At 71.7% G+C, this 13,992-nt stretch carries 12 protein-coding genes; 8 read left to right on the top strand and 4 right to left on the bottom strand.

From position 1 onward, the window contains the following. Positions 1–118: 118 nt before the first annotated feature. Positions 119–3,661: a DNA polymerase III subunit alpha gene (gene dnaE / locus OOK31_RS23185; protein ID WP_267089224.1), complete on the top strand. Its 3,543-nt coding sequence runs from the start codon at positions 119–121 to the stop codon at positions 3,659–3,661. 89 nt (positions 3,662–3,750) lie between these two features. Here the strand turns inward: dnaE and OOK31_RS23180 are convergent, their stop codons facing one another. Next, entirely contained in the window at positions 3,751–3,921 is a 171-nt protein-coding gene (locus OOK31_RS23180; protein WP_267089223.1) for a hypothetical protein, read from the bottom strand. A 213-nt stretch (positions 3,922–4,134) separates the two neighbouring features. Here OOK31_RS23180 and OOK31_RS23175 point away from each other — a divergent pair, with 213 nt between their 5' ends. The 4 genes from OOK31_RS23175 (at position 4,135) to OOK31_RS23160 (ending at position 7,960) form a co-directional block, all read left to right on the top strand. Further along, complete coding sequence (locus OOK31_RS23175; RefSeq protein WP_267089222.1) at positions 4,135–5,463, top strand: NYN domain-containing protein; 1,329 nt, start codon at positions 4,135–4,137, stop codon at positions 5,461–5,463. Between the two features lie 91 nt (positions 5,464–5,554). Beyond that, positions 5,555–6,529 carry an ABC transporter ATP-binding protein gene (locus tag OOK31_RS23170; protein ID WP_267089511.1) on the top strand — a complete coding sequence of 325 codons (975 nt, stop codon included), beginning with the start codon at positions 5,555–5,557 and terminating at the stop codon, positions 6,527–6,529. Beyond that, on the top strand, positions 6,526–7,290 hold the full coding sequence (locus OOK31_RS23165) for an ABC transporter permease (RefSeq protein WP_267089221.1): 765 nt from the start codon (positions 6,526–6,528) through the stop codon (positions 7,288–7,290). Before OOK31_RS23170 ends, OOK31_RS23165 begins: the two co-directional genes overlap by 4 nt. A 34-nt stretch (positions 7,291–7,324) precedes the next feature. Then, positions 7,325–7,960: a hypothetical protein gene (locus tag OOK31_RS23160; RefSeq protein ID WP_267089220.1), complete on the top strand. Its 636-nt coding sequence runs from the start codon at positions 7,325–7,327 to the stop codon at positions 7,958–7,960. A gap of 13 nt (positions 7,961–7,973) precedes the next feature. On the opposite strand, the gene ybaK is transcribed toward OOK31_RS23160, so the two are convergent. Genes ybaK through OOK31_RS23145 form a run of 3 tightly spaced genes read right to left on the bottom strand, consistent with a single transcriptional unit; the run spans position 7,974 to position 10,844 of the window. Continuing rightward, on the bottom strand, positions 7,974–8,468 hold the full coding sequence (gene ybaK / locus OOK31_RS23155) for a Cys-tRNA(Pro) deacylase (protein ID WP_267089219.1): 495 nt from the start codon (positions 8,466–8,468) through the stop codon (positions 7,974–7,976). A gap of 11 nt (positions 8,469–8,479) precedes the next feature. Then, entirely contained in the window at positions 8,480–9,220 is a 741-nt protein-coding gene (locus OOK31_RS23150; RefSeq protein ID WP_267089218.1) for an LON peptidase substrate-binding domain-containing protein, read from the bottom strand. Positions 9,221–9,254: 34 nt separating this feature from the next. Next, positions 9,255–10,844 (bottom strand): oxidoreductase, encoded by a 1,590-nt coding sequence (locus OOK31_RS23145; protein WP_267089217.1) that lies wholly within the window; start codon positions 10,842–10,844, stop codon positions 9,255–9,257. Between the two features lie 125 nt (positions 10,845–10,969). On the opposite strand from OOK31_RS23145, the gene hisD reads away from it, so the two are divergent. The 3 genes from hisD to hisB are packed head-to-tail and all read left to right on the top strand — an operon-like array spanning position 10,970 to position 13,991. Then, a complete protein-coding gene (gene hisD / locus OOK31_RS23140; protein ID WP_267089216.1) occupies positions 10,970–12,292 on the top strand; it encodes a histidinol dehydrogenase in 1,323 nt (440 codons plus the stop codon). Next, a complete protein-coding gene (locus OOK31_RS23135; RefSeq protein WP_267089215.1) occupies positions 12,289–13,401 on the top strand; it encodes a histidinol-phosphate transaminase in 1,113 nt (370 codons plus the stop codon). Before hisD ends, OOK31_RS23135 begins: the two co-directional genes overlap by 4 nt. After that, positions 13,398–13,991, top strand: a complete 594-nt coding sequence (gene hisB, locus OOK31_RS23130) for an imidazoleglycerol-phosphate dehydratase HisB (RefSeq protein ID WP_030155936.1) — start codon at positions 13,398–13,400, stop codon at positions 13,989–13,991. The genes OOK31_RS23135 and hisB overlap by 4 nt, the downstream gene beginning before the upstream one ends. Position 13,992: the final 1 nt, after the last annotated feature.

Below are 13,992 nucleotides of genomic sequence, written 5' to 3'. Positions count from 1 at the left end.
CCACGGCCGGAACGTGGCGGTCGACTTCGGCGCGGAGGCTCGCGAGGCCCGCGTCCGCAGCCGCTGAGACGTAGACTTCGAGGCTGCCCCCCTCACCCGCCGCCGGAGGTACCGCGCCGTGACCAAGACGCCGTTCACGCACCTGCACGTCCACACCCAGTACTCGCTGCTGGACGGTGCCGCGCGGCTGAAGGACATGTTCAACGCGTGCAACGAGATGGGCATGTCGCACATCGCGATGTCCGACCACGGCAACCTGCACGGGGCCTACGACTTCTTCCACACCGCCCAGAAGGCCGGGATCACGCCGATCATCGGCATCGAGGCGTACGTGGCCCCCGAGTCCCGGCGCAACAAGCGGCGCATCCAGTGGGGCCAGCCCCACCAGAAGCGCGACGACGTGTCCGGTTCGGGTGGATACACCCACAAGACGATCTGGGCGGCGAACGCCACCGGTCTGAACAACCTCTTCCGGCTGTCCTCCGACGCGTACGCCGAGGGCTGGCTCACGAAGTGGCCGCGCATGGACAAGGAGACCATCTCCAAGTGGTCGGAGGGCCTGATCGCCTCCACCGGCTGCCCCTCCGGCGAGCTCCAGACCAGGCTGCGCCTCGGCCAGTTCGACGAGGCCCTGAAGGCCGCCTCCGAGTACCAGGACATCTTCGGCAAGGGCCGGTACTTCCTGGAGCTGATGGACCACGGCATCGAGATCGAGCGCCGGGTCCGCGACGGCCTGCTGGAGATCGGCAAGAAGCTGGGGATCCCGCCCCTGGTGACGAACGACTCGCACTACACCTACGCCAGCGAGGCCGGCGCCCACGACGCCCTGCTCTGCATCCAGACCGGCAAGAACCTCTCGGACCCGGACCGGTTCCGCTTCGACGGCACCGGCTACTACCTGAAGTCCACGGAGGAGATGTACGCCATCGACTCCTCGGACGCCTGGCAGGAGGGCTGCGCCAACACCAAGCTGGTCGCGGACCAGATCGAGACCGAGGGCATGTTCCAGTTCCGGAACCTGATGCCGAAGTTCGACATCCCGGACGGCTACACCGAGGTCACGTGGTTCCGCGAGGAGACCATGCGCGGCATGCACCGCCGCTACCCCGGGGGCATCCCGGACGACCGGATGAAGCAGGCCGAGTACGAGATGGACACGATCATCTCGATGGGCTTCCCCGGCTACTTCCTCGTGGTCGCCGACTTCATCATGTGGGCCAAGAACCAGGGCATCGCGGTGGGCCCGGGCCGAGGCTCCGCGGCCGGCTCGATCGTCGCGTACGCCATGGGCATCACCGACCTCGACCCGATCACCCACGGTCTGATCTTCGAGCGGTTCCTGAACCCCGAGCGCGTCTCCATGCCCGATGTCGACATCGACTTCGACGAGCGCAGGCGCGTCGAAGTGATCAGGTACGTGACCGAGAAGTACGGCGCCGACAAGGTCGCCATGATCGGCACCTACGGCACCATCAAGGCCAAGAACGCGATCAAGGACTCCGCGCGCGTCCTCGGCTACCCGTACGCCATGGGCGACCGGCTCACCAAGGCCATGCCCGCCGACGTCCTCGGCAAGGGCATCCCGCTCTCCGGCATCCTCGACCCCAAGCACCCGCGCTACGGCGAGGCCGGCGAGATCCGCGGGATGTACGAGAACGAGCCGGACGTCAAGAAGGTCATCGACACCGCGCGCGGTGTGGAGGGCCTGGTCCGCCAGATGGGCGTGCACGCCGCCGGCGTGATCATGTCCAGCGAGACGATCACCGACCACGTGCCCGTCTGGGTGCGGCACACCGACGGCGTCACCATCACCCAGTGGGACTACCCGAGCTGCGAGTCGCTCGGCCTGCTGAAGATGGACTTCCTCGGCCTGCGCAACCTCACGATCATGGACGACGCCGTCAAGATGGTGAAGGCCAACAAGGGGATCGACATCGACCTCCTGGCCCTCCCGCTCGACGACCCCAAGACCTTCGAACTGCTCGGCCGCGGCGACACCCTCGGCGTCTTCCAGTTCGACGGCGGGCCCATGCGCTCCCTGCTGCGCCTGATGAAGCCCGACAACTTCGAGGACATCTCCGCCGTCTCGGCCCTGTACCGGCCGGGCCCGATGGGCATGAACTCGCACACGAACTACGCCCTGCGCAAGAACCTGCAGCAGGAGATCACCCCGATCCACCCGGACCTGGAGAAGCCCCTCGAAGAGGTGCTCGCGGTCACCTACGGCCTGATCGTCTACCAGGAGCAGGTGCAGAAGGCCGCCCAGATCATCGCCGGGTACTCCCTCGGCGAGGCCGACATCCTGCGCCGCGTGATGGGCAAGAAGAAGCCCGAGGAGCTGGCGAAGAACTTCACCATCTTCCAGGAGGGCGCCCGGAAGAACGGGTACACAGACCAGGCCATCCAGGCCCTGTGGGACGTCCTGGTCCCCTTCGCCGGCTACGCCTTCAACAAGGCCCACTCGGCCGCGTACGGCCTGGTCTCCTACTGGACCGCCTACCTCAAGGCGAACTTCCCGGCCGAGTACATGGCGGGCCTGCTCACCTCGGTCAAGGACGACAAGGACAAGTCCGCGATCTACCTGAACGAGTGCCGCCGCATGGGCATCAAGGTGCTCCCGCCGAACGTGAACGAGTCCGAGCCGAACTTCGCCGCCCAGGGCGACGACGTGATCCTCTTCGGCCTCACCGCCGTCCGCAACGTCGGCCAGAACGTCGTCGAGTCGATCATCAAGACCAGGAAGGCCAAGGGGAAGTACTCCAGCTTCCCCGACTTCCTGGACAAGGTCGAGGCCGTCGTCTGCAACAAGCGCACCGTCGAGTCCCTGATCAAGGCCGGCGCCTTCGACGAGATGGGCCACACCCGCAAGGGCCTGGTCGCCCACCACGAACCGATGATCGACAACGTGGTCGCGGTCAAGCGCAAGGAGGCCGAGGGACAGTTCGACCTCTTCGGCGGAATGGGTGACGAGGGCGCGAGCGACGAACCCGGCTTCGGGCTCGACGTGGAGTTCTCCGACGTCGAATGGGAGAAGTCCTACCTGCTCGCCCAGGAGCGCGAGATGCTCGGCCTGTACGTCTCCGACCACCCGCTCTTCGGCCTGGAGCACGTCCTCTCCGACAAGACCGACGCCGGGATCTCCCAGCTCACCGGCGGCGAGCACTCCGACGGCGCCGTCGTCACCATCGGCGGCATCATCTCCGGCCTCCAGCGCAAGATGACCAAGCAGGGCAACGCCTGGGCGATCGCCACCGTCGAGGACCTGGCCGGCTCCATCGAATGCATGTTCTTCCCCGCGACCTACCAGCTCGTCTCCACCCAGCTGGTCGAGGACACCGTCGTCTTCGTCAAGGGCCGCCTCGACAAGCGCGAGGACGTCCCCCGCCTGGTCGCCATGGAGATGATGGTCCCCGACGTGTCCAACGCCGGCACCAACGCCCCCGTCGTCCTCACCATCCCCACCGTCAAGGTCACCCCGCCGATGGTGACCCGACTGGGCGAGATCCTGCGCCACCACCAGGGCAACAGCGAGGTGCGGATCAAGCTCCAGGGGCCGCGCACCACCACCGTGCTGCGCCTCGACAAGCACCGGGTCAAGCCCGACCCCGCGCTCTTCGGCGACCTCAAGGTCCTCCTCGGGCCGTCCTGCCTGGCCGGATAACCCCGCCACCGCGTACGGAAGGGCTCGTCCGGCACCGCCGGACGAGCCCTTCCGTCTTCACCGCACGCGACGCGGCCGACCGGGTGGGGTCAGTTGTGGCCGAAGCGCTTCTGCTTGCTCTTGTGGGCCATGTCCAGCGGACTCGGCGACTGCGAGGTGCGCTCCTCGGGTGACGACTCCACCGAACCCTTCGACGTGTCCTGCCCGCCCGGACGCGGTTGCTGCTTCGCCGGCTGCTTCTGGTTCTTGTTCTTGGCCATGGAATGCCTCCGTGGGGGGTGTAGGGGCCAGGGCCGCCTTCACACTCACACACCACCATAAACCCCGCATTTTGGATCATTACTGCGTGTAGTGAAGGTCCCTTCACCGCGCCCGCGCGAGATCCGCCACGCCGATGATCGAGTTCCGGCCGTCAACACCCTTGTGGTCGGGCAGACTCGGGGAAAACCTTGAGTGGACCCCCAGGGAAGAGGGTGGAACGCGTGGACCGCTGCGTCGTCCTGGTGGACGCCGGATATCTGCTGGGCGCCGCCGCGAGCCTCCTCGCCGGAGAGCCCTCCCGCTCCCGCATCACCGTGGACCACGCCGCCCTCATCCAGGGCCTGCGAGAACGGGCCGAGGCCGACACCGAACAGCCCCTGCTGCGCATCTACTGGTTCGACGGCGCACCCGACCGGGTCCCGCAGCCCGAACACCGGCGGCTGCGCGTCATGCCCCGCGTGACCGTCCGCCTCGGCGCCCTGACCCGCAGCGACGGCCGCTGGGCGCAGAAGGGCGTGGACGCCGCCATGCACGCCGAACTCACCGAACTCGCCCGCAACCGGGCCTGCTCCGACGTGGTCCTCGTGACCGGCGACGGCGACCTGCTGCCCGGCCTGATGTCCGCCAAGGAACACGGCGTCGCCGTCCACCTCTGGGCCGTCCAGGCCGCCGACGGCGACTACAACCAGTCCGAGGACCTCGTCGCCGAGGCCGACGAACGCCGCGTCCTGGACCGCGCCTGGATCACCCGGGCCGTCCGCGCCAAGGACCTCACAGGACTGTGCTCCCCGCCGCCCGCACCCCGCCCCGAGATCGCCGCGATCCTCTCCGCGCCGCTGCCCGAGGCCGCCCTCGCCGAGGCCGCCCGCAACGGCAACGGCGGCCGGCCCGCCACCGGGAACCCCCCGAACGGAGCACCCGTACCGGCGCCCGCCACCGAAGCGGCCAAGCCCGTCCCCACCCCCAAGGACCTCGCCTCCCTGCGGGCCCCCGGCCAGAGCACCGCCATGGCCCCCGCCGGCGCCGCGCCCAGCGCCCACAACGGCCACGCCCCGGCCGGCAGCGCCCTGCGCTGGTCCTCCGACAAGGGCTGGATCGACCGCGCCGGCCCCCTCGGCGAACCGGCCGAGACCGCCTCCCTGCCCACCCTCGCCCAGCTCACCAGCGCCGAACAGCGCTGGGCGGACCGCGAGGAGGACATCACCACCGTCGGCGGTGACCCGTTCGAGGTCGGCCAGGTGTTCGCCCGCCGCTGGATGGAACGCCTCCCGGAGACCGTCCACCTCCAGAAACTGGCCACCATGTACCCGCGCGTCCCCCACCGCATCGACGGGGAGCTGCTGCGCTACGCCGCCCGCTTCGGGCTCCTCGCCCACAAGGACGACCAGATCGACGAACACGACCGCTACGCCATCCGCGCCGGGTTCTGGCGGGAGATCGACGTCCGCGCCGCCGCCGAACACGTCACGACCGCACCCGGCGGACCCGGCGCGGGGACCGGCTCCCCGCCCGCGACCCCGGCGACCCCGGCGGCCGAGTAGGGGCGGAAGCCGCGTAGGCTGCTCCCTCGTGAGTACGGGCACAGCACAGGCAGGGCACCCCACGGCAGCAGCCGCCGGAGCGGCTTCCGACGTGGTCTGCGCGGTGCGTGACCTGGTCAAGACGTACCCCGCCGTACGCGGCCGGCGCGGCGCCCCCGCCCTGCCCGAGACCCGCGCCAACGACGGCATCTCCCTGGACGTCCGGCGCGGTGAGATCTTCGGCCTCCTCGGCCCCAACGGCGCCGGCAAGTCCACCCTGGTCCGCCAGCTCACCGGACTGCAACGCCCCGACTCCGGCACCGTCACCCTGCTCGGCCACGACCTCGTACGCCACCCCGAGCGCGCGGCCCGGCTCCTCGCCTACCTCGGCCAGGAGTCCACCGCCCTCGACGAGCTCACCGTCTCCCTCGCCGCCGAGACCACCGGCCGGCTGCGCGGGCTCACCGCCCCGGCCGCCCGCACCGCCCGCGACGAGGTGCTGGAGGAACTCGGGCTGACCGGGATCGCCGCACGCCCCCTGAAGAAGCTCTCCGGCGGCCAGCGCCGCCTCGCCTGCTTCGCCGCCGCGCTGGTGGGGGAGCGGGCCGTACTCGTCCTCGACGAACCCACCACCGGCATGGACCCCGTCGCCCGGCGGGCCGTCTGGGAGGCCGTCGACCGGCGCCGGGCCCGGCACGGCGCGACCGTGCTGCTCGTCACCCACAACGTCATCGAGGCCGAGACCGTCCTCGACCGGGTCGCCGTCATCGACCAGGGCAAGGTCATCGCCTGCGACACCCCGGCCGGACTCAAGGCCACGATCTCCGACGAGGTCCGCCTGGAACTCGTCTGGCGCACCGCCCCGCCGCTGGAGGTGCCCGAGGTCGCGGCGCTGGCCCCGCTGGCCGACGGCTCCGGACGCCGCTGGGTGCTGCGGCTGGCACAGGACGAGGCCCGCGCGGCCGTCGCCGCCGTCACCGGGGGCCCGGCCTTCGCCGCCCTCGACGATTTCACGTTGGCCACCCCCAGCCTCGAGGACGTCTACCTCGCGCTGGGCGGCCGGATGAAGGGTCTGGTCAAGTCGTGACCACCGTTGGTGTCCTGGCCCCGCGGGCGCGGCTCTTCCCCGCCCTGGCCGCCGTCTACCGGGCGCAGCTGTCCCGGGCGCGGGTGGCGCGGATCCCGCTGCTGTTCGTGGCCACCTTCCAGTCCGTCGGGATCATGGTCCTCATGCGGGGCGTCGTGGACGGGGGCTCCGAGGCCCGGGCCGTCGTCGCGGGCTCCTCGGTGCTCGTCGTCGCCTTCGTGGCGCTGAACCTGCTCGCGCAGTACTTCGGGCAGCTGCGGGCCGGCGGCGGACTCGACCACTACGCCACCCTGCCGGTCCCGCCCGCCTCCGTGGTGCTGGGCGCGGCCGGCGCGTACGCCTCCTTCACCCTGCCGGGGACCCTGGTCACCGCCGTCTTCGGATGCGTGCTGTTCGGGCTGCCGATGGGCGGGCTGTGGATCCTGGCCGCCGTCGTACCGCTGGCCGGGGCCGCGCTCGCCGGGCTGGGCGCCGCGCTCGGGCTGCTCGCGCCGCGCCAGGAGCTGGCCACGCTGGCCGGGCAGCTCGGCATGTCGGCGGCGCTGCTGCTGGGCGTACTGCCGGCCGAGCGGATGCCGGACGTCGTCGTGTGGGCGCGGGACCTGCTGCCCTCCACGTACGGGGTGGAGGCCTTCGCGGAGACCTTCGCCCCGCACCCCGACTGGGCGGCGGTCCTCCTCGACCTCGGCGTGTGCGGGGCCGTCGGCGTCCTGTCGCTGGCCGTCGCCACCTGGGCGTACCGGCGGGCAGCGGTCCGCTGACGCCTCCGGCGCGCGCACCTGGCACGATGTGGGGGTGACCGAAGCCGTGACCCCGCCCCCGTCCCCCTTCGACGCGCCGCCGCTCCCCCCGGAGCCGGCCTCCGACGCGGGGACCAGCCCGGCGGACATCCGAGACGGAGCCGCCGTCGCCCTCGTGGTGGGGGTGGCCGGGGTGCTCCTCGGACTGCTGTGGGCCTGGCTCGCGCCGCGCGTGCAGTACGTGTCCAACGGGGAGGCCGTCTTCCTGAAGAACACCGAGAGCGAGGCGCGGATCGGCGCCGACGGCACCTTCTTCCTGCTGGCCCTGGGGCTCGGCGTGCTCAGCGCCGTCGGCGTGTTCCTGTGGCGCCGCCGCGGGGGCGTCGCGCTGGTGATCGGCCTGGCCGTCGGCGCGTGCTTCGCCTCCCTCGTCGGATGGCGGCTGGGCCTGTGGCTCGGCCCGGACGCCGACCTGGTGACGGCCGCGGGCAAGGCGGGCAAGGGAGTCGCCTTCGACGCCCCGCTCCAGCTGCTCGCGCAGGGGACGCTGCTGGTGTGGCCGATGGCCGCCGTCGCCGTCCACCTCGGCCTCACGGCCCTGTGGTCCCCCCGGGACCCGTCCCCGTCCACCGAGTGGTACGGCACCTACCCGCCGCCGCACGTCCACGCGGAGCCCTCGGAGAAGGCCTGACCGCCTAGACGGCCTAGCCCCGGCCGATGGGCGCCAGGACGGCGTCCGTGAGGGCCGCCAGGTCCGCCGGGGAGAGCTCGACCTCCAGGCCGCGGCGGCCCGCCGACACGCAGATCGTGGGATGGGCCGTCGCCGACGCGTCCAGGACCGTACGCAGCCGCTTGCGCTGCCCCAGCGGGGAGATCCCGCCCCGGACGTAGCCCGTGGTGCGCTCCGCCAGCGCCGGGTCGGCCATCGCCGCCCGCTTGCCGCCGGCCGCCGTGGCCAGCGCCTTCAGGTCCAGCGAACCCGACACCGGGACCACCGCCACCGTGAGGACCCCGTCGACCTCCGCGACCAGGGTCTTGAAGACCCGGTCCGGGGAGACGCCCATGGCCTCGGCGGCCTCCTCCCCGTACGAGGAATGGGCCGGGTCGTGCTCGTAGGCGTGGGTGGTGAAGGGCAGCCCGGCCGCCGTCAGGGCGACGATCGCCGGGGTGCCCGCCGTCTGCTGCTTCTTCTTCGCCATGCCGCTCCGGGTCAGTTGGGGCTCGTCGGGGCGCGGGTCAGGTCCACCGCCGGGAGCGACGGCAGGTGGCGGATCACCGCGGTCTCCGCGCGCAGCAGCTTCAGCTCCTCCGCGAGCCGGGTCGCGGTGTCCGGGGCCTGCAGGAGCCGCTGCTTCGCCGGGATGTCCAGCACCGCGGCCGCCGCCACCAGGTACGACACCACCGACGGCTCGTCCGGCAGGTCCGGAGCCGGAGCCAGCGTCCGCTCCCGGGCCCCCGCGAGGCGCTTCTGGTAGCTGCGGAAGGCCCTCAGCACCCCCTCCGACAGGGCGCCCGCGCCGTCGCCCGGGTCCTCGGCCAGCTCCTCCAGCTCCGCCACGAGGAACGGCCCCGACGCGTCGACCGACAGCAGCCGCACCCGGGTCGTGCCGGTGGCGAGGACCTCGAAACTGCCGTCCTCCCGCTCCCGGACCGTCGCCGCGTCCGCGATGCAGCCCACCCGGTGGAACGCCTGGATCGGGTCCGCGCCGAAGCCCGCGGCCGGGCCCCGCTCGGGCAGGGCCGTCTGGTCCGGCAGGCCGGGCGCGGTCGGGGCGACCTCCCGGCCGTCGCGGATCGCGACCACGGCGAAACGGCGCGGCTCGTCGTCACCGGTCTTCAGCAGCTCGCGCATCATGGCGCGATAGCGCTCCTCGAAGATGTTCAGCGGCAGCACGAGGCCCGGGAACAGCACCGAGTTCAGCGGGAAGAGGGGCAGGCGAACGGTGGTCACGAGGCACAGGGTAGTGGCCGGACGGCCGAAGCCGTCACCCCCGCCTCAGCAGCCGGGACGCCCCGGCCGCCACCGTCGTGGCCAGGATCCACCCCAGCAGCACCAGCGCCGCCGCGCCCCACTGCCAACCGCCGGACACGTCCCACTGGCCTTCCTGCCCGAGGTCGATCACCGGGAGCAGCAGGTCCAGCGCGTACAGAGCGGCACTCCAGTGAGGGTGTTCCCCCGGTTTGATGGGATCCGGCTGGTGGCGCAGGAACAGCAGGGTGCCCGCCGCCCACAGCACCGCCATCCACAGCGCCGCCCGCCCCGGCCGGTAGCCGTAGACCACCGTCCAGTCCTGGAGGTACCCCCAGGCCCGGGCCGCCGGAGCCAGCGTGGCCCGGCGGCGGCGCTGCTTGGCCAGCAGCACCCCGCGGGCGTCCGAGTCCTCACCGCCCGCCCGCAGCACGGCCGCGAGCCGCTCGTACGGCTCCGGCGAGTACTCGGGCGTGGCCGCCTCCACCCACTCCAGGCGGCGGGAGAGCGGGAAGTGGCCGCGGGGCGCGAGGTTCTCGTAGACGAAGCCCTCCATGGACACCTGGCCGCGGCCCGGCCAGCTCGTCGAGCGGTCGACGAGCTTGACCACCTTCGCCCCCGACAGCACCACCCGGCCCCGCTCCGGCGCCTCGCCCACGAACCTGAACTCGGGCGTCTGCATCCGGCGCAGCGATATCTCCTGGTCCGCCTGCAGCTCGAAGCGGGCCCCGTAGAAATCGACCGAATCCCCGAAGCGGCCGTCGTCGAGGCGCAGCCCGCCCCGGCACTCGAAGTGCTGCGTCGGCCCGCCGCGCGTGGGCGTCTGCCCCCAGTCGTACGCGCGGTTCGTGTCCCCCGTGGAGGGCGCCAGCGCGATCGAGGTCAGGTACAGGGTCCGTTCGACGGTCAGGGTCGGGGCGTTCAGGGCCCGGCGGCCGTAGGGGTTGAGCAGGCGCGCCCCGCGCATGCTCATCGACACGCCGACCTTCGCCCCGCGCAGGCTGACCTCCCCGTACGTCTCCAGCATGTCGGCCTGGAAGTCCTGCGCGACCGACATCCCGTCCCCGGCTATCGCCCGCCCCCGGTTGTCCCGCTGCACGACCGCATGGCTGACCAGCAGGTCCGTGCCGATCTGGGCATCGGTCAGCCGGATGCCGCGCGCGACCCGGCAGTGCGCGAGGTGCAGGTCCCCCTCCGTGTGCAGCCGGGCCCCCTCCAGCCGGGGCACCGCGCAGTTGTCCAGCCGCAGCGTGCCGAAGCGGGTCTCCGACAGCTGTATCTCACCGTCGAAACGGCACGAACGGATCTCCACGTACGGGCCCACCGTGCCCCCCGACAGGTCCAGGCGCCCGGTGATCCGTACGCCCCGCAGCTTCAGCGAGGCCACCCGGCCCGGGACCGGCGCCGGCCCGGCCAACAGCAGCAGCGCCACGACGTCCGCCCGGACGCTGCGCTCCGGGCCCCACACCTGGTCGGAGTGCGGATCGTCCTGCCCGGTGACCCGGGCGCTGAGGTCGCAGACGCTGCCCGTGCGGAACGCCTGCCACATGCGGTGCTCCGGATCGGTCAGATCACCCGGTCGTCCGTCCTCGTACGTCTCGGTCATGGCGGCCCCCCTCCGCGATCACTTGCGTGTAGGGGAACGCTAAGGGGAGCCACTGACATCCACGGCGTGTATCAGCCAGTGATACGGGCGGACGGTGGCGGGAGACGGTCTGAGAGAATTGGGAGGTGATCTCTCGTATCGACCTGCGCGGTGACGCCCTCCCCGAGGGTGGCGCCCTGCGCGATCTGCTGCCCCGTGCCGAGTTCGACGTAGAAGCTGCCCTGGAGAAAGTGCGGCCCATCTGCGAGGACGTCCATCATCGTGGCACGGCGGCACTGATCGAGTACGCGCGGAAGTTCGACGGCGTCGAGCTCACCTCGGCCCGTGTTCCCGCGGAGGCCATCACGGCCGCCCTGGAACAGCTGGATCCGGCCGTCCGCGCCGCCCTGGAGGAGTCCATCCGGCGCGCCCGGATCGTGCACCGCAACCAGCGCCGCAGCGAGCACACCACCCAGGTGGTCCCCGGCGGCACCGTGACCGAGAAGTGGGTTCCGGTCGAGCGCGTGGGCCTGTACGCCCCCGGCGGCCGCTCCGTGTACCCGTCGTCCGTCGTCATGAACGTCGTACCGGCGCAGGAGGCGGGCGTCGAGTCGATCGCGCTCGCGTCCCCGCCGCAGAAGGAGTTCGGGGGCCTGCCGCACCCGACGATCCTCGCCGCGTGCGCGCTGCTCGGCGTGGACGAGGTGTACGCGGCCGGCGGCGCCGTGGCCGTCGCGATGTTCGCGTACGGCACCGAGGAGTGCCTGCCCGTCAACATGGTGACCGGCCCCGGCAACATCTGGGTCGCCGCCGCCAAGCGCTACTTCACCGGGAAGATCGGCATCGACACCGAGGCCGGCCCGACCGAGATCGCCGTCCTCGCCGACTCCACCGCCGACCCGGTGCACGTCGCCGCCGACCTGATCAGCCAGGCCGAGCACGACCCGCTGGCCGCCGCCGTCCTCGTCACGGACTCCGCCGAGCTCGCGGACGCCGTCGAGCGGGAGCTGGAGCCGCAGGTCGCGGCCTCCAAGCACATCCACGACCGGATCAAGCCCGCCCTGGCCGGCAAGCAGTCCGCGATCGTGCTGGTCGACAGCCTGGAGGACGGCCTGAAGGTCGTCGACGCGTACGGCGCCGAGCACCTGGAGATCCAGACCGCCGACGCCGCCGCCTGGGCCGCCCGCGTCCGCAACGCCGGCGCGATCTTCGTCGGCCCCTGGGCCCCGGTCTCCCTCGGCGACTACTGCGCAGGCTCCAACCACGTCCTGCCCACCGGCGGCTGCGCCTGCCACTCCTCGGGCCTGTCCGTGCAGTCCTTCCTGCGCGGCATCCACATCGTCGACTACACCCGCGACGCCCTCGCCGAGGTCACCCACCACGTGGTGACCCTCGCCGAGGCCGAGGACCTGCCCGCGCACGGCGCCGCCCTGAAGGCCCGCTTCGGATGGAAGGTGCCGACCGTATGACCCGCATCGGCATCGACGACCTCCCCATCCGGGAGGAGCTGCGCGGCAAGACCCCGTACGGCGCCCCGCAGCTCGACGTGCCCGTCCAGCTGAACACCAACGAGAACCCGTACGAACTCCCCGAGGAGCTCGTACGGCGCATCGCCGAGCGCGTGGCCGACGCCGCCCGCACCCTCAACCGCTACCCCGACCGGGACGCCGTCGAGCTGCGCACCGAGCTGGCCGCCTACCTCACCCGTACGGCCAAGCACCCGGTCGCCCGCGAGAACGTCTGGGCCGCCAACGGCTCCAACGAGGTCCTCCAGCAGCTGCTCCAGACCTTCGGCGGGCCCGGCCGCACCGCGATCGGCTTCGAGCCCTCGTACTCGATGCACGCCCTGATCGCCCGGGGCACCGGGACGGGCTGGATCTCCGGCCCGCGCCGGGAGGACTTCACCATCGACGTGGAGGCGGCCGAGCAGGCCATCGCGGAGAACACACCCGACGTCGTCTTCATCACCTCGCCCAACAACCCCACGGGCACCGCGGTCGAGGCGGAGACGGTCCTGGCCCTCTACGAGGCCGCGCAGGCGGCGAAGCCGTCCCTGGTCATCGTGGACGAGGCGTACGTGGAGTTCAGCCACCGGGACTCGCTGCTGCCCCTCATCGAGGGCCGGCCGAACCTGGTGGTCTCCCGGACCATGTCCAAGGCCTTCGGCGCCGCCGGCCTGCGCCTGGGCTACCTGGCCGCGCACCCCGCCGTCGTCGACGCCGTCCAGCTGGTGCGCCTGCCGTACCACCTGTCGGCCGTGACCCAGGCGACCGCGCTGGCCGCGCTGGAGCACACCGACACCCTGCTCGGCTACGTCGAGCAGCTCAAGGCCGAACGGGACCGGCTCGTCACCGAGCTGCGCGCCCTCGGCTACGAGGTCACCGAGTCCGACGCGAACTTCATCCAGTTCGGGAAGTTCGACGACTCCCACACCGCTTGGCAGAAGATCCTCGACCAGGGCGTCCTGGTCCGGGACAACGGCGTACCGGGGTGGCTGCGCGTCACCGCCGGCACCCCGGCAGAGAACGACGCGTTCCTGGAAGCGGTTCGCGCACTGAAGAAGGAGCAGCAGGCATGAGCCGCATCGGACGGGTCGAACGCACCACGAAGGAGACCTCGGTCCTCGTCGAGATAAACCTCGACGGCACCGGCAAGGTCGACGTGTCGACGGGTGTGGGCTTCTACGACCACATGCTCGACCAGCTCGGCCGCCACGGCCTCTTCGACCTCACCGTCAAGACCGACGGCGACCTGCACATCGACAGCCACCACACCATCGAGGACACCGCGCTCGCGCTCGGCGCCGCCTTCAAGCAGGCCCTCGGCGACAAGGTCGGCATCTACCGCTTCGGCAACTGCACCGTGCCGCTCGACGAGTCCCTCGCCCAGGTCACCGTCGACCTCTCCGGCCGCCCCTACCTCGTGCACACCGAGCCCGAGAACATGGCGCCGATGATCGGCGAGTACGACACGACGATGACCCGGCACATCTTCGAGTCCTTCGTCGCGCAGGCCCAGATCGCCCTGCACATCCACGTCCCGTACGGCCGCAACGCCCACCACATCGTGGAGTGCCAGTTCAAGGCCCTCGCCCGGGCCCTGCGCTACGCCGCCGAGTTCGACCCCCGCGCCGCCGGGATCCTGCCCTCCACGAAGGGCGCCCTCTAGC

Source organism: Streptomyces sp. NBC_00249 (genome assembly GCF_026342355.1).
GTDB lineage: Bacteria > Actinomycetota > Actinomycetes > Streptomycetales > Streptomycetaceae > Streptomyces.
The sequence above is the reverse complement of the archived record's forward strand: the minus strand, read 5'-3'. Positions and strand labels throughout refer to the sequence as shown.